The sequence below is a fragment of the Geodermatophilus sp. SYSU D00696 genome, from assembly GCF_054050235.1.
Map to the genome: position 1 here is coordinate 183,128 of NZ_JBJGYY010000002.1, position 20,107 is coordinate 203,234.

Genomic DNA, 20,107 nt, shown 5'->3' on the forward strand with positions numbered 1-20,107 from the left:
CGACGTGAACCAGCCCTTCGAGACCGATCTGCACTCCGAGTACCTGCGCGCCGACCTCTTCTTCTCCATGGGGCAGCCGGTCGAGGCCGCGCGCGTCCTGGAGCCGCTCGTGGCGGCCGAGCCGGGCAACGAGGCCGCGCTGGAGCTCCTGGCGCGCAGCTACTTCGGCTCGGCCCAGCTGCAGCGGGCGGAGGACGCGCTGCGCCGGCTGGTCGAGCTGGCGCCCGCCAACGGGTGGGCGCGCCGCGCCCTGGCCCGCACGCTGGAGCGGCAGAGCCGCCGCGACGAGGCCGCACCCCACCACCGCATGGCCGACGCGCTCGGCGCCGAGTAGCCCACCGACCGTTCTTGCGGTTCCGGCACGGACGTTGACCTCGAGTCGGCTCGAGGTCCTAGCGTCCCGGCCGTGAGCATGGAGATGACGGCGTGGTCGGCGCTCTCGCGGGCCACGCAGGCCCGCACCGACCGGCGGGCGATCTCCCGCGCGACCCTGCGGCGGGTGCTGACCCACGCCCGGCCGCACCGCGCCCGCATCGGCGCCTTCGTCTCAGTGGGCGTCGTCGAGGCGGTGCTCGCCGTCGCCACGCCCCTGCTGGCCGGCCGGGTGGTCGACGAGATCGTCGGTGGCGGGAGCACCGGCACCGTCGTCCGCCTCGCCGTCGTCATCGCCGCGGTGGCCCTCGCCGGGACCGCGCTCGGCCTGCTCGGCCGGTGGCTGTCGGCCACGCTCGGCGAGGGGCTCATCCTCGACCTGCGCACCGCCGTGTTCGACCACGTGCAGCAGATGCCGGTGGCCTTCTTCACCCGCACGCGCACCGGCGCGCTGGTGTCCCGGCTCGACAACGACGTCCTCGGGGCCCAGCGCGCCTTCAGCGACACCCTGTCGGGGATCGTCACCAACACCGTCACGCTGCTGCTCGCGCTCGCCGCGATGCTGACGCTGTCGTGGCAGGTGACGCTGCTGGCGCTGCTCCTGCTGCCGGTGTTCCTGCTGCCCGCCCGCCGGATCGGCCGCCAGCTGGCCGGCCTGCGCCGGGTCGCCGCGGAGTCCAACGCGGCCATGACCGGGCAGACGACGGAGCGCTTCTCCGCGCCCGGCGCCACGCTGGTCAAGCTCTACGGCCGTCCCGACGCGGAGTCGGCCCGCTTCGCCGCCCGGGCGCGGGCGGTGCGCGACGTCGGCGTGCGGACGGCGATGGTGCAGTGGACGTTCGTCAGCGCGCTCACCCTGGTGTCGGCGCTCGCGCTCGCACTGGTCTACGGCGTGGGCGGCACCTCCGCGCTGGCCGGGGCGCTCGAGCCCGGCGCCGTCGTGGCGCTCGCCCTGCTGCTCACCCGCCTGTACGCGCCGCTGACCGCGCTGGCCAGTGCCCGGGTCGACGTCGCCTCGGCCCTGGTCAGCTTCGAGCGGGTGTTCGAGGTACTCGACCTGGTGCCGCTCGTCCGCGAGCGGCCCGGCGCCCGCGAGGTCCCCGACGGGCCGGTGTCGGTCGAGCTGGACGGCGTCACCTTCGCCTATCCCTCGGCCGACCGGGTCTCGCTGGCCTCGCTGGAGGACGTCGCCCGGCTCGACGGCCGCGGCGGCGTCGACGTCCTGCACGACGTCTCGTTCACCGTGCGGCCCGGGGAGGTGCTGGCCGTCGTCGGCTCGTCGGGTGCGGGCAAGTCCACGATCGCCGCGCTGCTGCCGCGCCTCTACGACGTCGACGCCGGCGCCGTCCGCCTCGGCGGCGTCGACGTGCGCGACCTGACCGCCGACTCGATCCGCCGCACCGTCGGGCTGGTCACGCAGGACGGCCACCTGTTCCACGAGTCGCTGCGGGACAACCTGCTGCTCGCCGACCCCGGTGCCACCGACGCGCAGCTGTGGGACGTGCTCACCCGGGCGCGGCTGGCCGACCTGGTGCGCGGGCTGCCCGACGGCCTGGACACCGTCGTCGGCGAGCGCGGCTACCGCTTCTCCGGCGGGGAGCGGCAGCGGCTGACCATCGCCCGTCTGCTGCTCGCCCGCCCGCGGGTTGTGCTGCTCGACGAGGCCACCGCGCACCTCGACGCGACGTCGGAGGCCGCGGTGCAGGAGGCCCTGGACGAGGCGCTCGAGGGCCGGACGGCGATCGTCATCGCGCACCGGCTCTCGACCGTGCGCGCGGCCGACTGCATCCTCGTGCTCGAGGGCGGCCGGGTGGTCGAGCGCGGCCGGCACGAGGAGCTCCTCGCCCTCGGCGGCCGCTACGCCGAGCTGTACCGCACCTCGCTCGGGCAGCCGGTCCCCGCCTGAGGCGTCAGCCGGACCACGGCGATCCGCCGCGACACCCGGGCCTGGTAGCCGTCGTAGCCGTCGAACCGGGCCATGAGCGCCGCCCACAGCCGGGCCCGCTCCGGCTCCTCGACCTCGGTGGCCACCACGGGCCACCGCCGGCCGCGCACCTCGACCGCGGCGCGCGGGTCGGCCTGCAGGTTCAGCCACCACTGCGGCTCGGCGTCGATCCCGCCGTTGGACGCCGCGACCACGACGTCCTCGCCGTCGCGCACGTGCAGCAGGGGGGTGCAGCGCTCCTGCCCGGACACCCGCCCGCGGCAGGTGAGCAGCACGACGTCGCCGCCGCGGAAGCGGTTGCCGACCCGCCCGCCGGTGCGCCGCAGCAGCACGGTGTGGCCCGCGGCCAGCCGCCGCGAGACGGCCGTCAGGACCCGGTCCCCGCGGGACAGGGCGGCGGTCACCGGGCGGTCCCGAACAGGCGCGCGTCGGCCCGGGCGGCGCGCCGGCCGAGCAGCCGGCCCAGCGCGGACAGGACCGGCTGCCCGCCGAGGATCCGGGCCGCGGCCTCCGGCGGGATCGCCGAGACGACCCAGCCGAGCGCGGCCACGGTGTCGCGGGGGCCGTACTCCCGCGCGAACGCGGCGTCCTGGCGGGCCCAGTCCTCGGGGGTGAGGTGCTGCTGGACGAGCGCCATCCCGTCGCGCTCCTCGTGCGCCAGGTGGGCGCCCAGGGCGTCGCAGGTCCGGGCGAGGGTGGCGGCCAGCCGCTGCCGGGTGTCCGCGCCGCCCCGGCCGGCGGCCAGGTCCGCCAGCCCGGCCGCGCAGGAGGCCAGCAGCGGGTCGATGCCGGCGTGCTCGGCCTCGAGCCGGTCGAGGACGACGGGGTCGGCGCCGCGCTCCCGCAGCAGCGGCCACAGGTGGGCGTCCTCGCCGGCGTGGTGCTTGTGCAGGAACCGCGCGAACAGCCCGAAGCGCCGGGCGAGGGCCCGCCAGCGGGCCCGGTCGCCCACGCCGACCGTCGGGACGACCGCGGCGAAGGCGTCGAGGTCGCGCCGGAACGCCCGGTGCATGACGTACATCGCGGCCACGTCGACCGGGCCGTCGGGTGCGGCGGCCTGGCCGGGCAGGAGGAGCTGGACGGGGTGGGGAGGGGCGGTGGTCACGGCGACCTCTTTCGGCTGAGTAACGCTCAAACGAATAGAGGAACGGTAGGGTGGAACCGTGTCCGAGGGCAAGAGGGTCTACCGCTCGCAGTTGCGGCAGGAGCAGGCCCGGCGCACCCGCGTGCAGGTGCTCGACGCCGCCACCCGCTGCTTCGTCGAGCAGGGCTACGCCGCGACGACGATGCGCGACGTCGCGGCCGCCGCCGGGGTGTCGGTGCCGACGGTGTTCGCGCAGGGCGGCAAGGCGGTGCTGCTGCTCGCGTGCGTGGACCGGGCGCTGGTCGGCTCCGACGAGGAGCGCGCGGTGCGGGAGCTAGGCCCGTTCGCGCAGCTGCTCGCCGCGCCGGACCGCGCCGGCCGGCTCGCGGCGCTGCGGGAGCTGGTGCTCGAGGCCGCCCCCGGGTCCCGGGCGATGCAGGACGTCTTCGCCGCGGCCGCGGCGGCCGACCCGGACGTGCGGCCCGCCTACGAGGAGTACGAGCGCCGGCGGCGTGCCGACACCGCCGCCCTCCTCGGCGCCTTCGCGCCCGACCTGCGCGAGGACCTCGACCTCGACGCGGCGACCGACGTCGCCTGGGCGGTCTTCTCGCCCTCGACGCAGTCCCGGCTCATGGTGGGGTGCGGCTGGCCGGCCGCGCGTTTCGCCGACTGGGTGGCCGACACCCTCGACCGGCTGCTGCTGCGCTGACGTCGGTCCTGCCGGAACGCCGACGGTCGCCGGCGGCCGGCCGAGCGGTGCGCTGCGCGCAGGCGGTCAGGCGCGCTCGCTCACCGGCCGGATCTCGCCGTCGGCCAGTCGGCGCCGGTAGCCGAAGAGCTCCCGCTTCACGACCCCGGCCATGATGTAGAGGCCGACGATGTTCGCCAGCGACATCGCGAAGATCATGCTGTCGGAGAACCCGATCACCGCGTCCAGCGTCGACGCGGCGCCGATGATCACGAAGAGGCAGAAGACGACCTTCCAGGTGCGGTCGACCAGCATCGACTCGCCGAAGAGGTAGGTCGCCGCCTTCAGGCCGTAGTAGCTCCAGGCGAGCATCGTGGAGTAGGCGAACAGGATCACCGCGATGGCCAGCACGAACGGGAACCACGAGGCCACCGTCTCGAAGGCCGCCGACGTCGTCTCGACACCGGGTGCGCTCGACTCGTCGGCGTAGGTGCCGGTGATGACGATCGCCAGGGCGGTCATCGTGCAGATGACGACGGTGTCGATGAAGGGCTCGAGGACGGCGACGTGGCCCTCGGTGGCGGGCTCCTTGGTCTTGACCGCGGAGTGGGCGATCGCGGCGGACCCCAGGCCGGCCTCGTTGCTGAACGCCGCGCGACGGAAGCCCTGGATGAGGACCCCGACGAGGCCGCCGTAGCCGGCCTCCGGGCTGAACGCCTGGGTGATGATGTCCCACAGCGCGCCGGGCACCGCGCTGAGGTTGGCGAACAGCACCAGCAGGCAGGCGACCACGTAGAAGACCGCCATGAACGGGACGATCTTGTCGGTGACCCGGGCGATGCTCCGGATGCCGCCGATGATCACGGCGCCGACGAGCAGGGCGAGGACGAGCCCGAAGACCGCGCCGGCCGCGCCACCGCCGAGCGGGCCGTCCTCGCCGCCGGTCACCGACTGGGCCTGGGCGAACGCCTGGTTGGACTGGAACATGTTGCCGCCGCCGACGGCCCCGCCGAGGGTGAAGACGCAGAAGAGGACCGCGAGGACCTTGCCCAGCGTGCCGAGCCGGGGGCTCTTCTCCTTGAGGCCCTTGCTCAGGTAGTACATCGGGCCGCCGGAGACCCGTCCGTCCGGGTACTCGTTCCGGTACTTGACACCGAGCGTGCACTCGACGCCCTTGGTGCACATGCCGACGAGCCCGGCGATGACCATCCAGAAGGTGGCACCTGGGCCGCCGAGGGAGATCGCCACGGCCACGCCGGCGATGTTGCCCAGGCCGACGGTGCCGGAGACCGCGGTGGCCAGTGCCTGGAAGTGCGTCACCTCGCCGGCGTCGCGCGGGTCGTTGTAGTCACCACGGACCAGTCGGAGTGCCTGCTTGAAGGCCCAGAACTGGAAGCCCCTGAGGTAGATCGTGAAGAAGATCCCGGCGACGACCAGCCACACCACGATCAGTGGCAGCTCGACCCCGTCACCGAGGAAGTCCAACGGGACGGCGTAGAAGACGATGCCCGAGATGAAGTCCGAGATCGGGGTGAAGAAGTCGTTGACCCGGTCGTCGAAGCTCGCGGCGAGAACTGCGGAGTCGTCCATCACGGCACCACCAGGACGGGTACGGGGGAGAGTTGGATGAGGTGACTGGGCGTGGAGCCGAAGAGCAGCGTGCGCACCCGGCTCTGACCGACGCGGCCGACGGTGATCCAGGCGGCGTCGTTCTCCCGGGCGATGGCGACCAGCGTCTCCGCGGGGTGGCCGTGCCGGACGACCCCCTCGACGGGCACGTCACCGGCCCCGGACAGCCGTGTGACCACCGGTTGCAGCACCTTCTCCCGGGCCGCCGCGGCCTCGCGCTCCTTGTCGATGTGGCGCCGCTCGTTCTCCTCCGCCGGCGTGAGGGAGTACGGCGACCAGGGGACGACACAGGCGAGCACCAGGCGCAGGGAGTGGCGGCGCGCGGCCTCCAGGGCCGCGTCCGCAGCCCTGTTGCTGGCCTCGCTGCCGTCCAGACCCACGACGATGGATGCGGACACGGGCGTACCCCCGGCCTCGGAGTCGATGTGGGCCGACCGTAGGGGAGATGGCGGGACGGGGCCATTCCACGACCCGACCGTCGGCCGGTCGTTGCCCGGCCGGGACCGTCGGTGCCGGCGGGCAGGGTGCCGTCCGTGTCCGTTCCCGACGATGTCGTCGCGGCCGTCCGCGCCGCCTGGTGCCGCGAGACCTGCGACGGCAGCGACCTCGCCGACTGGTCCCCGCAGAACCCGGCCCGCGGCCAGTGCGGCGCCACCGCGCTGGTCCTGCACGACCTGCTCGGCGGGGACCTGCTGCTGGCCGAGGTGCTGCTGCCCGACGGGTCGCGGCAGGGGGTGCACTGGTGGAACCGGCTGCCCGACGGCCGCGAGGTCGACCTCACCCGCGGGCAGTTCGCGCCCACCGAGGTCGTCCAGGAGCCGCGGGTCGTCGTCCGCCCTCCGGGGCTGCCCCGCCGCAACCGCGACCAGTACCTGCGGCTGCGCGCGGCGGTGCTCGGCAGGCTCGGCGGCCGAGCGAGGGCTCCCGGGTAGCGTCTGACCGCGTGTTCGTCCTGCTCTCCACGAGCGACACCGACCTGCTCTCCGCCCGCGCCAGCGGCGCCGACTGGCGCCCGGGCAACCCGGTCCGCCTCGGTGGCGACGGCATCGCGGCGCTGACCGAGGGCGCCGCGCTCGTCGTCGTCCGCATCCTCGGCGTGCGGCGGCAGTACGAGGAGATGCTCGCGCCGCTGCTGGCCGGGCCGGCGCCGGTCGTCGTCCTCGGCGGGGAGCAGGTGCCCGACGCCGAGCTGATGGAGCTGTCCACCGTCCCGATGGGCGTGGCCACCGAGGCGCACGGCTACCTCGCGCAGGGCGGTCCGGACAACCTCGTGCAGCTGCACCGCTTCCTCTCCGACACGGTGCTGCTCACCGGCGAGGGATTCGAGCCGCCGTCGGTGGCGCCGGACTGGGGCGTGCTGGAACGCGCCGCGCGCACCTCCGACGGCCCGCGGGTCGCCGTCCTCTACTACCGGGCCCACCACCTGGCCGGGAACACCGCGTTCGTCGAGGCGCTCTGCACGGCGGTCGAGGACGCCGGCGGGCAGGCGCTGCCGGTGTTCGTCAGCTCGCTGCGCAGCGTCCCCGACGACCTGCTCGAGGTGCTCCGCACCGCCGACGCGCTGGTCGTCACGGTGCTCGCCGCCGGCGGCTCCCGGCCGGCCACCGCGTCGGCCGGCGAGGACGACGGCGCCTGGGACGTCGGCCGGCTGGCCGCGCTCGACGTGCCGGTGGTCCAGGGTCTCTGCCTGACCCGCTCGCGGGCCGACTGGCTGGCCGACGACGACGGCCTCTCGCCGCTCGACGTCGGCAACCAGGTCGCGATCCCCGAGTTCGACGGCCGGCTGGTCAGCGTGCCGTTCTCCTTCAAGGAGACCGACGACGACGGCCTCACGCGCTACGTCGCGGACCCAGAGCGCGCGGCCCGCGTGGCGGGGACGGCTGTGGCGCACGCCCGGCTGCGGTCGGTGGCGCCCCGGGACCGCCGGATCGTGGTGATGCTGAGCGCCTACCCGACCAAGCACGCGCGGATCGGCAACGCCGTCGGCCTGGACACCCCGGCGTCGGTGGTGCGGCTGCTGGCCGCCATGCACGGCGCCGGCTACGACATCGGCCCGTTCGACGGGCCCGGCGCGCTGCCCGGCGTGGCCGACCTCGACGGCGACGCGCTGGTGCACGCGCTCATCGCCGCCGGCGGGCAGGACGCCGACTGGCTGACCGAGGAGCAGCTGTCGGGCAACCCGGTGCGCATCCCGGCCGCCGAGTACCGGCGCTTCTTCGAGACGCTGCCGGCCGACCTGAGGGACGCGGTGGTGCGGCACTGGGGCGAGCCGCCCGGGTCGCTGTTCGTGGACGACTCCGGACCCGACGGCCCCGCCATCGTCTTCGCCGCACTGCGGGCCGGCAACGTCGTGGTGATGGTGCAGCCGCCGCGCGGCTTCGGGGAGAACCCGATCGCGATCTACCACGACCCCGACCTGCCGCCCTCGCACCACTACCTGGCCGCCTACTGGTGGCTGCGGTCGGTGTTCGGCGCGCACGCGCTGGTGCACGTCGGCAAGCACGGCAACCTGGAGTGGCTGCCGGGCAAGACGGTGGGGCTGTCGGCCTCGTGCGGGCCCGACGCGGCGATCGGCGACCTGCCGCTGGTCTACCCGTTCCTGGTCAACGACCCGGGCGAGGGCTCGCAGGCCAAGCGCCGGGCGCACGCCACGCTGGTCGACCACATGGTGCCGCCGATGGCGCGCGCGGACACCTACGGCGACATCGCGCGGCTCGAGCAGCTGCTCGACGAGCACGCCAACGTGGCGGCGATGGACCCGGCCAAGCTGCCGGCGGTGCGCGCGCAGATCTGGACGCTGCTGCAGGCGGCGAAGCTCGACCACGACCTCGGGCTGGCCGACCGGCCCGACGACGACCACTTCGACGAGATGATCCTGCACGTCGACGGCTGGCTCTGCGAGATCAAGGACTCCCAGATCCGCGACGGCCTGCACGTGCTCGGCGTCCCGCCGTCGGGTCAGGACCGGGTGGACCTGGTGCTGGCGGTGCTGCGGGCCCGCCAGATCTGGGGCGGCTCGGTCGCGCTCCCGGGGCTGCGCGAGGCGCTGGGCCTGGCCGAGGACGGGTCGGCGGGCCTGAGGGCGACCGACCTCGTCGAGTCGCAGGCGGCCGCGCTGGTCTCCGGCATGGAGGACGCCGGCTGGACGACCGGCGCCGTCGGCCCGGTCGTGCGGGAGGTGCTCGGGCGGGAGGACGACGCCGTCGCCGACGTGCTGCGGTTCGCCGTCGACGAGGTGGTGCCGCGGCTGGAGCGCACCACCGACGAGCTCGACGCCACGCTGCACGCCCTCGACGGCGGCTACGTGCCGGCCGGACCGTCGGGCTCGCCGCTGCGCGGGCTGGTCAACGTGCTGCCGACCGGGCGCAACTTCTACTCCGTCGACCCGCGGGCGATCCCGTCGCGGCTGGCGTGGGAGACCGGGCAGGCGATGGCCGACTCGCTGCTGGAGCGCTACCGGGCCGACACGGGGGAGTGGCCGCGGTCGGTGGGCCTGTCGGTGTGGGGGACCTCCGCGATGCGGACCTCCGGCGACGACGTCGCCGAGGTGCTCGCGCTGCTGGGCGTGCGGCCGGTGTGGGACGACGCCTCGCGGCGGGTGACCTCGCTGGAGCCGGTGCCGCCGGCGGAGCTGGGCCGGCCGCGGATCGACGTCACGGTGCGGATCTCCGGCTTCTTCCGGGACGCCTTCCCGCACGTGGTGACCATGCTCGACGACGCGGTGACCCTGGTGGCCGCGCTCGACGAGCCCGCGTCGGAGAACTTCGTGCGGGCCCACGTCGACGCCGACGTCGCCGGGCACGGGGACCGGCGGCGGGCGACCACCCGGGTGTTCGGGTCCAAGCCCGGCGCCTACGGGGCCGGGCTGCTGTCGCTGATCGACTCGCGGGACTGGCGCGGCGACGCCGACCTCGCCGAGGTGTACGCGGTGTGGGGCGGCTACGCCTACGGCCGCGACCTCGACGGCGTGCAGGCCCGCCCGGACATGGAGGCGGCGTACCGGCGGATCGCGGTGGCGGCGAAGAACGTCGACACCCGCGAGCACGACATCGCCGACTCCGACGACTACTTCCAGTACCACGGCGGGATGGTGGCCACCGTCCGGGCGCTGACCGGCGCGGCGCCACGGGCCTACGTCGGTGACTCGACCCGGCCCGAGCAGGTACGCACCCGGTCGCTGACCGAGGAGACCTCGCGGGTGTTCCGGGCGCGGGTGGTCAACCCGCGGTGGCTGGCCGCGATGCGCCGGCACGGCTACAAGGGCGCGTTCGAGCTGGCCGCGACCGTCGACTACCTGTTCGGCTACGACGCCACGACCGGCGTCGTGGCCGACTGGATGTACGAGAAGCTCACCGAGACCTACGTGCTCGACCCGGAGAACCGCGAGTTCATGGAGCGGTCGAACCCCTGGGCGCTGCACGGCATCGCCGAGCGGCTGCTCGAGGCGGTCGACCGGGGGATGTGGGCCGAGCCGGACCCGGCGCTGCTGGCCGGGCTGCGGCAGGCCTACCTCGACACCGAGGGCGACCTGGAGGGCGGCGAGACCCCGGACCGGTCGGGCGCGACCGCCTGAGGAAGGACCCCCCGGCCCCCCACCGCTCGCACGCTCGCGGCGGGCCCCTGCAGGAGGGCCGAGGTCCAGGTTCACGCGGTGGATGAAGGGGTACCCCATGCCGCATGGGCATCCTGAACCGACTCCTGGGCACTGCTGAGACCACGGCTCGCCGCGGGGCGGCCGGAGGCCGAGCCGCCGCCGGCCGCGCCACCACCGGACGGGGGATGGCCGGCCGGGGCATGGCGACCGGCCGCGGCATGGGCCGCACGCGGATGGCGAGCGGCACCCCGACCCGTCGCTACGGGCGTGGCGCACCGACCACCGCGGCCTCCGGCGGGCTGGGCCGCCTGCTCGGCTCGCTGACCCGCCGCCGCTGAGGAGGGACCCCGCTGCCCCGCCGCTCGCTCGCGGCGGGCCCCTGCAGCGGGGCCGTTCCAGCAGCTAGGGCACCGAGGCGGCGGCGACCAGCAGCACGACGGTCGCCGCCGCCTCGCCCATCGCCCCCATCACGTCCCCGGTGACGCCGCCGAGGCGCGCCGTCGCGCGGGCGCGGACGAGCTCGGCCGCGACCAGCCCTGCCACTGCGGCGCCGGTGAGCGCCGCCGCGGCCGCGGGGCCCGCCGTGGCCCACCCCGCCGCCGCGGCGCCGGCCAGCACGAGGACGACCCACCCGGCCAGCCACGGCGCCGACACCGTCCCGGCCACCGCCCGGCCGAGCGCCGAGCCCTCCGCGACCCGGACGCGCGCGAGCCCGGTCCGGGCCATCGCCAGCCGGGCCACGACCACCGCCGTCCACAGCGCGGTCCAGCCGCCGCCGTCGGCCAGCAGGGCCGCTGCTGCCGCCGCCTGGAGCAGCAGCACCAGGACGAGGGTCACCACGCCGAACGGGCCGACGTCGCCGCGGTGCATGACCTGCAGCGCCCGCTCCCGGCCACGCAGCGGACCGAGGCCGTCAGCGGTGTCGGCCAGCCCGTCGAGGTGCAGCGCCCGCGTGAGCCAGGCCAGCACCGCCAGCGCCAGCACCGCCCCGGCCGCCGGGGACACCAGCCGGGCGCCGAGCACGCCGACACCGGCCGCCACCCCACCCAGGGCCAGCCCGACCAGCGGCGCCCACGGCAGCACCCCGCGGGTCGACGTCGTCCCGGCGGCGGGCACCCGGACCACGGTGAGCAGCGCGACCGACTCCAGCGGACCGGCCCACCACGCGCGCCGCCCCTCCGTCCCCCGCCTGCTCACCGCAGCCGCTGCGGCAGCCCGGCGACGACGAACCACACCTCGTCGGCGGTGCCGGCCAGCCGCTGGTTGACCTCGCCGAGGGTGTCGCGGAACAGCCGGCCCGCGCGGGACTCGGGCACCACGCCCAGGCCCACCTCGTCGCTGACCGCCACCACGTGCGCCGGCGTCATCGCCCACGCGTTGACCAGGGCGTCGACCCGCCCGGCCAGCCGGTCGAGCGCGCCGGGCTCCTCGGCCCACACCCCGGTCTCGTCCATCAGCGCGGCCACCCACGTGGTCACGCTGTCGACGAGCACCGTGCCGCCGCGCAGCAGGTCGCTGGGCGCGGTGGTCTCCAGCGTCGTCCAACCGGCCGGCCGGCGGGCGCGGTGGGCCGCGACCCGGCGGGTCCACTCGGCGTCGTCCGGCGCCGGTGCCGAGGTGGCCAGGTAGACGACGTCGGCGCGCCCGGCCACCAGCGACTCGGCGTGCGCCGACTTGCCCGACCGCGAGCCGCCGAGCACCAGCACCCGCGCCATCAGACGGCCGCCGCCGCGAGCTCCAGCCGGGTCACCGTGCCGTTGTGCGGGGTCACCGCCGGCATCGCGGCCGGACCGAGCCCGGCGGCCACCGCCTGCGCCGCCCGGATCGTGTCGCCGTGGGTGACCAGCGCGACCACGTCGGCCGGGGGCCGCGCGGCCAGCTCCGCCAGGAGGCCCGCGACCCGGGCGTGCAGCTCGGCCAGGCTCTCGCCGCCCTCGGCCGACCAGTGCGGATCGGTCCAGTCGACGACGTCCCACAGCTCCCGCGACGGCCGCCCCTCCAGGACGCCGTACCCCTGCTCGCGCAGCGCCGGGGTGGTCGTGAACGGCAGCCCGGTGGCGCGGGCGCAGTGCTCGGCGGTCTGCACCGCGCGGCGCAGGTCGCTCGACAGCATCGCGCCGGGGCGCAGCCGGCCCAGCTCGCGGGCGGCGGAGGCGGCCTGCTCGTGCCCGAGCGCGGTGAGCGGCACGTGCGCGGTCTGGCCCTGCATCAGCCCCGCGGCGTTCCACTCGCTCTGGCCGTGCCGGACGAGGAGGAGGGTGAGCGGGCGGGCCATGGTGGTCGCCGAGCGTAGGACAGGCCACCGCGGCCGCCCGCGCCGGTGCTCGTACCGTCGGGGCGTGACCATCCCCGTCCGTCCCGGTGCCGGCCGCACTGCTCCGCGGGCCGCGGCCCGGCCCGCCGGCCCCGACCCGCTCACCCCGCTGCTCGACCTGCCCGGCGTCCGCGAGGCCGCCGAGTCCGCGCGTGGCGGCATCGACCGGCTGCTGGCCCACCGACTCATGCGCAACCGGTCGGCGGAGGTCAGCACCGAGTCGGCGCTGCGGGGCGCCCGCGCGTCGGCCGCGCTCGACGGGGTCGACGTCGCGCTGGCCGACCTGCGCGCGGGCTCGGTCGAGGACCCGGTCGTCCAGGGGTCGCTGCGCGTCTCGGTCGGGCTGGGCGCCATGGTCGACACGTGGTCGAGGGCGCCGGGTCAGGTGCTCGCCCGGCTGCACGTCCTCGCCGCCGCCGATCTCGTCGACCGCGGCGACCTCGGCCGTCCCGCGCCGCACGCCGGCCCGCGCCTGGGCGGGCTGTTCCAAGTCGTCACCGGCACCTCGACCGTGCCGGCGGTGCTCGTCGCCGGGCTGGTGCACGGCGAGCTCGCCGCGCTGGCGCCCTTCGGCACCGCCGACGGCGTGGTCGCCCGCGCGGCCGGCCGGCTGACCGTCATCGGGCGGGGCCTGGACCCGAAGGCGGTGTCGGTCCCCGAGGTCGGGTTCCTGGAGCTCGGGGTCGAGGCCTACCGCGAGCGGCTGACCGGTTACGGCTCCGGCGCCCCCGAGGGCGTGGCCGCCTGGCTGGTGCACTGCTGCCGGGCCACCGAGCTCGGCGCCCGCGAGGGCCTGGCCATCGCCGAGGCCATCCTGCGCGGCTGAGCTCGGCCGGGGTCCGGCGGCTCGGCTCCTCCTGCACCCGGCCGCGGCCCGGGGGACAGTGGCCGCATGCGCTCCCTCGACGTCGACGGGCTCGGCCGCGTCAGCCGCGTCGGCCTGGGCACGTGGCAGTTCGGCTCCCGCGAGTGGGGCTACGGCGAGGGCTACGCCTCCGGTGCCGCGCGCGACATCGTGCGCCGCGCGCTCGACCTCGGCGTCACCCTCTTCGACACCGCCGAGGTCTACGGGTTCGGCCGCAGCGAGCGGATCCTCGGCCAGGCCCTGGGCGACCGGCGCGGCGACGTCGTCGTGGCCTCGAAGCTCCTGCCGGTGGCGCCGTTCCCGCCGGTGGTGCGCCACCGGCTCGAGGGCAGCGCCCGGCGGCTCGGCCTGCGCACGGTGCCGCTCTACCAGGTGCACCAGCCCAACCCGGTCGTGCCCGACACCGTGACCATGCCGGGCCTGCGCGGGCTGCTCGACGAGGGCCGCATCGGCGCCGTCGGCGTCTCCAACTACTCGCTGCGGCGGTGGCGGGCCGCCGACGCGGCGCTGGGCCGGCCGGTGATCAGCAACCAGGTGCACTTCTCGCTGGCCCGGCCCGCCGCGCTCGACGACCTGGTGCCCTTCGCCGAGCGCGAGGGCCGCGTGGTGATCGCCTACAGCCCGCTGGCGCAGGGCCTGCTCGGCGGGCGGTACGACGCCGACCACCGGCCCGGCGGGGTGCGGGCGGCCAACCCGCTGTTCGGCACCGAGAACCTGCGCCGCGCCCGGCCGCTGCTCGACGTGCTGCGCGAGGTCGCCGGCGCCCACGGGGTGCAGCCCGGGACGGTGGCGCTTGCCTGGCTGGTCTCGCTGCCGCGGGTCGTGGTGATCCCGGGCGCCTCGAGCGTGGCGCAGGTGGAGGCCAACGCGGCGGCCGGCGACCTGGAGCTGCGCGCGGACGAGGTGGCGGCGCTGACCGAGGCGGCGCGGGCGTTCACGCCGGTCTCGGCCGCGCGCAGCCTCGTGGACGGCGTCCGGGAGCGTCTCGGGGTCTGAGCTCAGGCCCCGCGCCGTCGCCGGCGCGCAGCCGGCACGGCTGACGGCACCGCGGACGCGGCCGGGACGACGCGCAGGGCCCGCCGCCGGGCGTACCAGGCGAGCCCCACGACCGCCGCGCCCATCGCCGCCGCGCCGGTGACCACCGGGACCGGCGGTGCGCCGAAGCGGCTGCGCATGGACACCGGCCGGGTGAACTGCAGGACCGGCCAGCCGCGCTCGGCGGCGACCCGGCGCAGTGCCCGGTCGGGGTTGACCGCCGTGGGGTGCCCGACGGCCGACAGCATCGGCAGGTCGGTGACCGAGTCGCTGTAGGCGTAGCAGTCGGCCAGGTCGTAGCCGCTCTCGGCGGCCACCTGCCGCATCGCCTCGGCCTTGTTCTCGCCGTAGGCGTAGAACTCGATCTCCCCGGTGTAGCGGCCCTCGGCCCGCACCATGCGGGTGGCCACGACGCGGCCGGCGCCGAGCATCTCGCCGATCGGTCCCACCATCTCCGCGCCACTGCTGGAGACGATGACGATCTCCCGACCGGCCGCCCGGTGGGACTCGATCAGGTCGGCGGCCTCGGCGTAGACCAGCGGGTCGACCACCTCGTGCAGCGTCTCGCTGACGATCTCGTGCACGGTGGCGACGTCCCAGCCGGTGGCCATCCGGGTGATCTGCGCGCGCAGCCGCTCCATCTGCTGCGCGTCGGCGCCGGCGCGGGAGAAGACCAGCTGCGCGTAGGCGCCCTTGAGCACGGCACGACGGTTGATCAGGCCGCCGGCGAAGAAGGGCCGGCCGAAGGCCAGGGTGCTGGACTTGGCGATGACCGTCTTGTCCAGGTCGAAGAACGCCGCAGCGCGGGTCACGGTTCACGACTGTAGGGGAGCGGGGGCCGGTGACGACCCGCCTCACGCCGTCCACACCCCAACGGGTCGTCCACAGGTCACCCGGCCGGGGCCCGCGGGGCTCCGCCGTGCGCTGGGCTCGGCCGCGTGTCCCCGCGTCCCGCCCCGCCGCCCTCCTCCCGCCCGCTCGTCGTCAGCTCCGACGAGGACCTGCTCGACGACGTGCTGCGCGTCCTCGCCGCGGCCGGCACCGAGCCGGAGGTCGCCACCGGCGGTCCCGCGCTGCGGCGCGCCGTCCGGGACGCCGGGCTGGTCCTGCTCGGCGCCGACGCGCTCGGGCTCCCCGCGGTGCGGGCGCTGCCCCGGCGTCCCGGCGTGGTGGTCGTCGCGGCCGGGGTGCCGGCCGCGCCGGTCTGGGCGGCGGCGGTCGAGCTCGGGGCCGAGCGGGTGGTGGTGCTGCCCGACGACGAGGCGTGGCTGGCCGCCCGCGCCGCTGACGCCGTCCGCTCGCCGGTCGAGCGCGGATGGCTGGCCGTGGTCGGCGGCAGCTGCGGCGGGGCCGGCGCCAGCACCCTGGCGACCGCACTGGCGCTCACCGCCGCGGAGTCCACCGACGGCGTCCTGCTCGTCGACGCCGACGCCTGCGGTGGTGGGCTGGACCTGCTGCTGGGCGCCGAGGACGCCGACGGCCTGCGCTGGCCAGCGCTCGCCGGGCTCCGCGGGCGGGTCGCCGGCGAGGCGCTGCTGGCCGCGCTGCCCGAGGTCGGGGGCGTCACGGTGCTGGCCGCGGCGCGCGACGATGCCGCACCGGTGTCCGCCGCGGCGCTGACGGCGGTCGTCGAGGCGGCCCGCGGGTGCGGCCGGCCGGTGGTGGTCGACCTGCCGCGGCCGACCGGTCCCGCCGACGCGACGGCGGCCGCGGTGCTCGCCGAGGCCGACCTCGCGGCGCTGCTCGTGCCCGCCCGACTCCGGGCGGTCTCCGCGGCCCGGCTGCTGCTGACCGGTGCGCCGGAGGAGCCGGCCCCGTGGGGTGCGGCCCGGGTGGTGGTCCGGGAGGTCCCCGGTGGCCTGTCCGCGGCCGAGGTGGCCGCGGTGACCGGCCGGCCGGTGCTGGCCGGCCTGGCACACGACCGCGGTGCCCTGGCCCGCGGCGAGCGGGGCGAGCCGCCCTCGGTGACACCGCGCAGTCCCCTGGGCTCGGTCGCCCGGCGGCTGCTCGGCGAGCTCGTGCGGGCGGAGCGGGCGGCGTGAGCGGGCTGCCGCTGGTCGAGCGGGTCCGCGCCCGGCTGGCGCTGGAGCCGGGCCCGCCCAGCCGCGCCGCGGTCGCCGCGCTGGTCCGCGACGAGGCCGGGCTGGTCGGCGACGCCGAGGTCCTCGACGCGGTGCGGGACGCCGTGGCCGAGCTGGCCGGGGCCGGACCGCTGGAGCCGCTGCTGCGCGAGCCCGGCGTCACCGACGTCCTGGTCAACGGCCCCGCGGCGGTCTACGTCGACCGGGGCGGCGGGCTCGAGCGCTCCCTGGTCCGCTTCCCCGACGAGGACGCCGTCCGGCGGCTGGCGGTGCGGCTGGCGGCCAGCGCCGGACGCCGGCTCGACGACGCCGCGCCCTGGGTGGACGCCGGCCTGCCCGACGGCACCCGCCTGCACGCGGTGCTCCCGCCGGTGTCGGGCGGGGGCACCTGCCTGTCGCTGCGGGTCCTGCGCCGCGCCCGCCTCGACCTCGACGACCTCGCCGCCCGCGGCACGCTGCCCGGGGAGTCGGCGGGACTGCTGCGTGCCGTGTTGCGGGCCCGGTTGGCCTTCCTCGTCACCGGCGGTACCGGGTCGGGCAAGACCACCCTGCTCGCGGCCCTGCTCGGCGAGCTGCCGGCGGCGGAGCGGCTGGTGCTGTGCGAGGACGCGCCCGAGCTCGCGCCCGCGCACCCGCACGTCGTCCGGCTGCTCACCCGCCCGGCCAACGTCGAGGGCGCGGGCCGGGTGACCCTGCGCGACCTGGTGCGCCAGGCGCTGCGGATGCGGCCCGACCGGCTGGTCGTCGGCGAGGTGCGCGGCGCCGAGGTCACCGACCTGCTCGCGGCCCTCAACACCGGTCACGACGGCGGCTGCGGCACCCTGCACGCCAACCGGCCCGGCGAGGTGCCCGCGCGACTGGAGGCGCTCGGCGTGGCGGCGGGCCTGGACCGGCGGGCGGTGCACAGCCAGGCGGCGGCCGCGCTGGCCGTGCTCGTCCACCTCCGCCGCACCCCGGAGGGCCGGCGGGTCGAGGAGATCGGGGTGGTGCGCCGCGACGGTGACTGGGTGGTGGTGGAGCCCGGCTGGCGCGCCGACGGCGGCCCGTGCCCGGGCGCCGGGCGGCTGGCCGCACTCCTCGCGGGCGGTGGCGCGGGATGAGCGCGGCGCTGGTCCTGGTCGCGGTCGCGCTGCTGCTGTGGCCCGGCCGGGTGGCGGAGCGCCGGCACCGGCTGCGCCGGCTGGTCCGGCCGCGGCCGGGGCTGCGGGCGCGGGCCACCGCGGTCCCGGCGTCGGCGTGGCCGGTGCCGGCGGCCGTGCTCGGCGTGCTCGCGGGTGCCGCGGTGGGCACGCCGCTGGTCGCGGTCCTGGCCGGCGCAGCCGCAGCGCTCGCGGCGAGGGGCTTCGTCCGGACGCGGGCCCGCCGGACGCAGGAGGCCCGGGTCGACGCGCTCACCGACGCGCTCGGTGCCGTGGCCGCGGAGCTGCGCGCCGGCCGGCCGCTCGCGGCGGCCACCGCGTCGGCCCTGGCCGGTTGCCCCGACGGCGACCTCGCGCGTGGCCTCGCCGGGGCGCTGCGGGCACCGGCGGCGGCCGGCGCCCCGGCGGTCCCCGGGACCGACCTCGACCGGGCGCTGACACGGGTGGCCGCGGCCGTGCTGCTCAGCGAGCGCACCGGCTGCTCGCTGGCCGCGGTCGTGGCGGCGGTCGAGGACGACCTGCGCGCCCGCCGGCGGCAGCGGCAGGAGCTGCGGTCGGCGACCGCCGGCCCGCGGGCCAGCGCCGCGCTGCTCGCCGGGCTGCCGCTGCTCGCGCTGGCGATGGGCAGCGGCATCGGCGCCGATCCGTGGGCGGTGCTCACCACGACCGCGGCCGGGCAGGTGCTGCTCGTCGCGGGCATCGCCCTGGAGGGAGCCGGACTGGCCTGGTCGGCGCGGCTGGTCCGCCGGGCGGCGGGGGACGCGACGGCGTGAGCGCGAGCCTGGTCCTGCTGTCCGCGGCGCTGCTGCTGTGGCCGTCGCCGGCCGCCCGGCGGGCGGCCCGGGTGCGGGCCGTGGCCGCCCGTCCTCCCGCGGGCCCGGAGGCGAGGCCGCCGCGGCCGGGGGCGGTGCGCCGCCTGCTGCTGCCCGGGACGGCCGGGGTGGCCGTCGCGCTGCTGGTCGGGGGACCGCCGGGGGCGGCGCTGGGCGTGGTGGCCGGGGTGTTCGCCGACCGGGTGCTGCGGCGGAGCGGGCCGGTCGACACCCCGGGCGGCGGGGGAGGAGCCGAGCTGCCGGTGGCCTGTGACCTGCTCGCCGTCTGCCTCGCGGCCGGGCTGCCGGTCGGCGGCGCGCTGGGCGCGGTGGCGACGGCGCTGCCCGGGCCCACGGGAGGCGCCCTCGCGGCGGTCGCGGGCCGGATGCGGCTGGGCGCCGCGTCGCACGCGGCCTGGGCCGGCGCCCCCGCCGGGCTGGCCGGGCTGGGCCGCGTGCTGGTGCGCGCCGGGGAGTCGGGGGCGGCGGCGGTCCCCGCCCTGCGCGTGCTGGCCGCCGAGGCCCGTCAGACCGCCCGCAGCGACGCCGACGCCGCGGTGCGGCGGGCCGGTGTGTGGGTGCTCGCGCCGCTGGGCGCCTGCTTCCTGCCGGCCTTCGTCTGCCTCGGCATCGCGCCGATGGTCATCGGCATCGCCGGGCAGGTCTTCGGGTGACTGGGCCGTCGCGGAACCCGGTCGGCGGCCGGTGGCGCTCAGCGCCGCCCGGCGGCGAACGACGAGGTGGCGTGCGGGACGAATGAGGGGGCCAGCGACCAGGAGGCCGGGATCGACCGGGGCGCCGCGCCGCCGGCCGGCGCCAGGTCGAGCACCATGCGGGTGGGCTGGAAGGCCTCCGCGTAGCCGATCCGCGCCTGCGCGCCCCAGTGGCGGGCGGAGGCGACGACCGCGTCGGGCTCGACCATCGCCGACCGCTCCACCTGCGAGGCGTGGGCGGCCAGCGCGGCGAGCTTGCCGGTGAGGTGGGCGGTCACGTCGACGTAGACGGTCGGCGCGAAGGTCAGCGTCGACGGGCTCTGGTAGTGCAGCACCCGCGGCAGGCGGCGGGCCGCGCCGAGCGTGGCGGCCGCGACGGCGCGGTGGTCCTGGTGGCTGTCGTCGGGAGCGTGCACGTAGACCAGGTCGGCCGCGGTGGCCTCCAGGACCTGCTCGATCCGGCGGATCGCCGCCGAGTCCGCGACCACCTCGCAGTCGTGCAGGCCGCCCCAGACCAGGTCGGCGCCGAGCACCCGGGCCGCCCGCTCCTGCTCGGCCCGGCGACCGGCGACCTGCGGCCCGTTGCCCGGGCCGTTCTCACCGCCCGTCATGACCAGCACCGTCACCGTGTCACCGGCCGCGACGTGCGCCAGGAGGGCGCCTCCGCAACCCAGCTCGACGTCGTCGGGGTGTGCCCCGATGGCCAGGACGCTGCGTCCCGTGCTCCGCGTGCCCGCGCCGTCCATCGTCCGCCGTCCTGTCCGTCCGGGGCGGTTCCCCGCCCGACGTCTCTGCATCGGCGGACCCGGCTGTGCCCTCCATCCCGGCCGGCGGCT

Annotated in this window: 21 protein-coding genes; 12 read left to right on the plus strand and 9 right to left on the minus strand. The window is 77.1% G+C overall.

Features of this window, described 5'->3' with window-relative positions; all coding sequences use genetic code 11:
* Nucleotides 1-4: 4 nt before the first annotated feature.
* Together ACI79O_RS02560 and ACI79O_RS02565 are read left to right on the plus strand one after the other, a co-directional pair.
* Nucleotides 5-334, plus strand: a complete 330-nt coding sequence (locus ACI79O_RS02560; RefSeq protein WP_456890019.1) for a tetratricopeptide repeat protein — start codon at nucleotides 5-7, stop codon at nucleotides 332-334.
* Between the two features lie 78 nt (nucleotides 335-412).
* Nucleotides 413-2,278 (plus strand): ABC transporter ATP-binding protein, encoded by a 1,866-nt coding sequence (locus tag ACI79O_RS02565; RefSeq protein WP_456913345.1) that lies wholly within the window; start codon nucleotides 413-415, stop codon nucleotides 2,276-2,278.
* On the opposite strand, the gene ACI79O_RS02570 is transcribed toward ACI79O_RS02565, so the two are convergent.
* A complete protein-coding gene (locus ACI79O_RS02570; RefSeq protein WP_456913287.1) occupies nucleotides 2,230-2,721 on the minus strand; it encodes a nitroreductase family deazaflavin-dependent oxidoreductase in 492 nt (163 codons plus the stop codon). The genes ACI79O_RS02565 and ACI79O_RS02570 overlap by 49 nt on opposite strands.
* Nucleotides 2,718-3,422 (minus strand): hemerythrin domain-containing protein, encoded by a 705-nt coding sequence (locus ACI79O_RS02575; protein WP_456890023.1) that lies wholly within the window; start codon nucleotides 3,420-3,422, stop codon nucleotides 2,718-2,720. Before ACI79O_RS02575 ends, ACI79O_RS02570 begins: the two co-directional genes overlap by 4 nt.
* Before the next feature lie 58 nt (nucleotides 3,423-3,480).
* On the opposite strand from ACI79O_RS02575, the gene ACI79O_RS02580 reads away from it, so the two are divergent.
* Nucleotides 3,481-4,110, plus strand: coding sequence for a TetR/AcrR family transcriptional regulator (locus tag ACI79O_RS02580; protein WP_456913288.1), 630 nt, complete (start codon nucleotides 3,481-3,483; stop codon nucleotides 4,108-4,110).
* Nucleotides 4,111-4,176: 66 nt separating this feature from the next.
* Here ACI79O_RS02580 and ACI79O_RS02585 read toward each other — a convergent pair whose 3' ends face one another.
* Both ACI79O_RS02585 and ACI79O_RS02590 read right to left on the minus strand, forming a co-directional pair.
* Nucleotides 4,177-5,679: an alanine/glycine:cation symporter family protein gene (locus ACI79O_RS02585; RefSeq protein WP_456875176.1), complete on the minus strand. Its 1,503-nt coding sequence runs from the start codon at nucleotides 5,677-5,679 to the stop codon at nucleotides 4,177-4,179.
* On the minus strand, nucleotides 5,679-6,116 hold the full coding sequence (locus tag ACI79O_RS02590; RefSeq protein WP_456913289.1) for a universal stress protein: 438 nt from the start codon (nucleotides 6,114-6,116) through the stop codon (nucleotides 5,679-5,681). Before ACI79O_RS02590 ends, ACI79O_RS02585 begins: the two co-directional genes overlap by 1 nt.
* 135 nt (nucleotides 6,117-6,251) lie before the next feature.
* On the opposite strand from ACI79O_RS02590, the gene ACI79O_RS02595 reads away from it, so the two are divergent.
* From ACI79O_RS02595 to ACI79O_RS02605, 3 genes are all read left to right on the plus strand, one after another.
* Nucleotides 6,252-6,650 carry a YunG family protein gene (locus ACI79O_RS02595; protein ID WP_456913290.1) on the plus strand — a complete coding sequence of 133 codons (399 nt, stop codon included), beginning with the start codon at nucleotides 6,252-6,254 and terminating at the stop codon, nucleotides 6,648-6,650.
* Nucleotides 6,651-6,661: 11 nt separating this feature from the next.
* On the plus strand, nucleotides 6,662-10,291 hold the full coding sequence (gene cobN, locus ACI79O_RS02600; protein ID WP_456913291.1) for a cobaltochelatase subunit CobN: 3,630 nt from the start codon (nucleotides 6,662-6,664) through the stop codon (nucleotides 10,289-10,291).
* Nucleotides 10,292-10,395: 104 nt separating this feature from the next.
* Complete coding sequence (locus tag ACI79O_RS02605) at nucleotides 10,396-10,650, plus strand: hypothetical protein (RefSeq protein WP_456890035.1); 255 nt, start codon at nucleotides 10,396-10,398, stop codon at nucleotides 10,648-10,650.
* 64 nt (nucleotides 10,651-10,714) lie between these two features.
* Here ACI79O_RS02605 and ACI79O_RS02610 read toward each other — a convergent pair whose 3' ends face one another.
* The 3 genes from ACI79O_RS02610 to ACI79O_RS02620 are packed head-to-tail and all read right to left on the minus strand — an operon-like array spanning nucleotide 10,715 to nucleotide 12,587.
* On the minus strand, nucleotides 10,715-11,509 hold the full coding sequence (locus tag ACI79O_RS02610) for an adenosylcobinamide-GDP ribazoletransferase (protein ID WP_456913292.1): 795 nt from the start codon (nucleotides 11,507-11,509) through the stop codon (nucleotides 10,715-10,717).
* The gene (gene cobU / locus ACI79O_RS02615; RefSeq protein WP_456890039.1) at nucleotides 11,506-12,027 is read right to left on the minus strand and encodes a bifunctional adenosylcobinamide kinase/adenosylcobinamide-phosphate guanylyltransferase; all 522 of its coding nucleotides are present in this window, start codon (nucleotides 12,025-12,027) and stop codon (nucleotides 11,506-11,508) included. The genes ACI79O_RS02610 and cobU overlap by 4 nt, the downstream gene beginning before the upstream one ends.
* On the minus strand, nucleotides 12,027-12,587 hold the full coding sequence (locus ACI79O_RS02620) for a histidine phosphatase family protein (protein ID WP_456890042.1): 561 nt from the start codon (nucleotides 12,585-12,587) through the stop codon (nucleotides 12,027-12,029). The genes cobU and ACI79O_RS02620 overlap by 1 nt, the downstream gene beginning before the upstream one ends.
* A 64-nt stretch (nucleotides 12,588-12,651) precedes the next feature.
* Between ACI79O_RS02620 and ACI79O_RS02625 the strand changes: the two genes are divergently transcribed.
* Both ACI79O_RS02625 and ACI79O_RS02630 read left to right on the plus strand, forming a co-directional pair.
* On the plus strand, nucleotides 12,652-13,452 hold the full coding sequence (locus ACI79O_RS02625) for an oxidoreductase (protein WP_456890043.1): 801 nt from the start codon (nucleotides 12,652-12,654) through the stop codon (nucleotides 13,450-13,452).
* Nucleotides 13,453-13,518: 66 nt separating this feature from the next.
* On the plus strand, nucleotides 13,519-14,487 hold the full coding sequence (locus ACI79O_RS02630) for an aldo/keto reductase (protein ID WP_456913293.1): 969 nt from the start codon (nucleotides 13,519-13,521) through the stop codon (nucleotides 14,485-14,487).
* A gap of 2 nt (nucleotides 14,488-14,489) precedes the next feature.
* On the opposite strand, the gene ACI79O_RS02635 is transcribed toward ACI79O_RS02630, so the two are convergent.
* Nucleotides 14,490-15,338, minus strand: a complete 849-nt coding sequence (locus ACI79O_RS02635; RefSeq protein WP_456913294.1) for an HAD family hydrolase — start codon at nucleotides 15,336-15,338, stop codon at nucleotides 14,490-14,492.
* Between the two features lie 126 nt (nucleotides 15,339-15,464).
* Between ACI79O_RS02635 and ssd the strand changes: the two genes are divergently transcribed.
* Genes ssd through ACI79O_RS02655 form a run of 4 tightly spaced genes read left to right on the plus strand, consistent with a single transcriptional unit; the run spans nucleotide 15,465 to nucleotide 19,232 of the window.
* The gene (gene ssd, locus ACI79O_RS02640) at nucleotides 15,465-16,568 is read left to right on the plus strand and encodes a septum site-determining protein Ssd (RefSeq protein ID WP_456913295.1); all 1,104 of its coding nucleotides are present in this window, start codon (nucleotides 15,465-15,467) and stop codon (nucleotides 16,566-16,568) included.
* Nucleotides 16,565-17,707: a TadA family conjugal transfer-associated ATPase gene (locus ACI79O_RS02645; RefSeq protein ID WP_456913296.1), complete on the plus strand. Its 1,143-nt coding sequence runs from the start codon at nucleotides 16,565-16,567 to the stop codon at nucleotides 17,705-17,707. The genes ssd and ACI79O_RS02645 overlap by 4 nt, the downstream gene beginning before the upstream one ends.
* Complete coding sequence (locus ACI79O_RS02650; RefSeq protein ID WP_456913297.1) at nucleotides 17,704-18,519, plus strand: type II secretion system F family protein; 816 nt, start codon at nucleotides 17,704-17,706, stop codon at nucleotides 18,517-18,519. The genes ACI79O_RS02645 and ACI79O_RS02650 overlap by 4 nt, the downstream gene beginning before the upstream one ends.
* Nucleotides 18,516-19,232, plus strand: a complete 717-nt coding sequence (locus ACI79O_RS02655) for a type II secretion system F family protein (RefSeq protein ID WP_456913298.1) — start codon at nucleotides 18,516-18,518, stop codon at nucleotides 19,230-19,232. Before ACI79O_RS02650 ends, ACI79O_RS02655 begins: the two co-directional genes overlap by 4 nt.
* A gap of 38 nt (nucleotides 19,233-19,270) precedes the next feature.
* Here the strand turns inward: ACI79O_RS02655 and ACI79O_RS02660 are convergent, their stop codons facing one another.
* Nucleotides 19,271-20,017 carry a PIG-L deacetylase family protein gene (locus tag ACI79O_RS02660; RefSeq protein WP_456913299.1) on the minus strand — a complete coding sequence of 249 codons (747 nt, stop codon included), beginning with the start codon at nucleotides 20,015-20,017 and terminating at the stop codon, nucleotides 19,271-19,273.
* Nucleotides 20,018-20,107: the final 90 nt, after the last annotated feature.

What these genes read in the sequence shown, in the direction of transcription:
- ACI79O_RS02620 (WP_456890042.1), bottom strand. Translation starts at nt 12,587, where the DNA reads ATGGCCCGCCCGCTCACCCTCCTCCTCGTCCGGCACGGCCAGAGCGAG.
- ACI79O_RS02565 (WP_456913345.1), top strand. Translation starts at nt 413, where the DNA reads ATGGAGATGACGGCGTGGTCGGCGCTCTCGCGGGCCACGCAGGCCCGC.
- cobU (WP_456890039.1), bottom strand. Translation starts at nt 12,027, where the DNA reads ATGGCGCGGGTGCTGGTGCTCGGCGGCTCGCGGTCGGGCAAGTCGGCG.
- ACI79O_RS02660 (WP_456913299.1), bottom strand. Translation starts at nt 20,017, where the DNA reads ATGGACGGCGCGGGCACGCGGAGCACGGGACGCAGCGTCCTGGCCATC.
- ACI79O_RS02630 (WP_456913293.1), top strand. Translation starts at nt 13,519, where the DNA reads ATGCGCTCCCTCGACGTCGACGGGCTCGGCCGCGTCAGCCGCGTCGGC.
- ACI79O_RS02650 (WP_456913297.1), top strand. Translation starts at nt 17,704, where the DNA reads ATGAGCGCGGCGCTGGTCCTGGTCGCGGTCGCGCTGCTGCTGTGGCCC.
- ACI79O_RS02605 (WP_456890035.1), top strand. Translation starts at nt 10,396, where the DNA reads ATGGGCATCCTGAACCGACTCCTGGGCACTGCTGAGACCACGGCTCGC.
- ACI79O_RS02585 (WP_456875176.1), bottom strand. Translation starts at nt 5,679, where the DNA reads ATGGACGACTCCGCAGTTCTCGCCGCGAGCTTCGACGACCGGGTCAAC.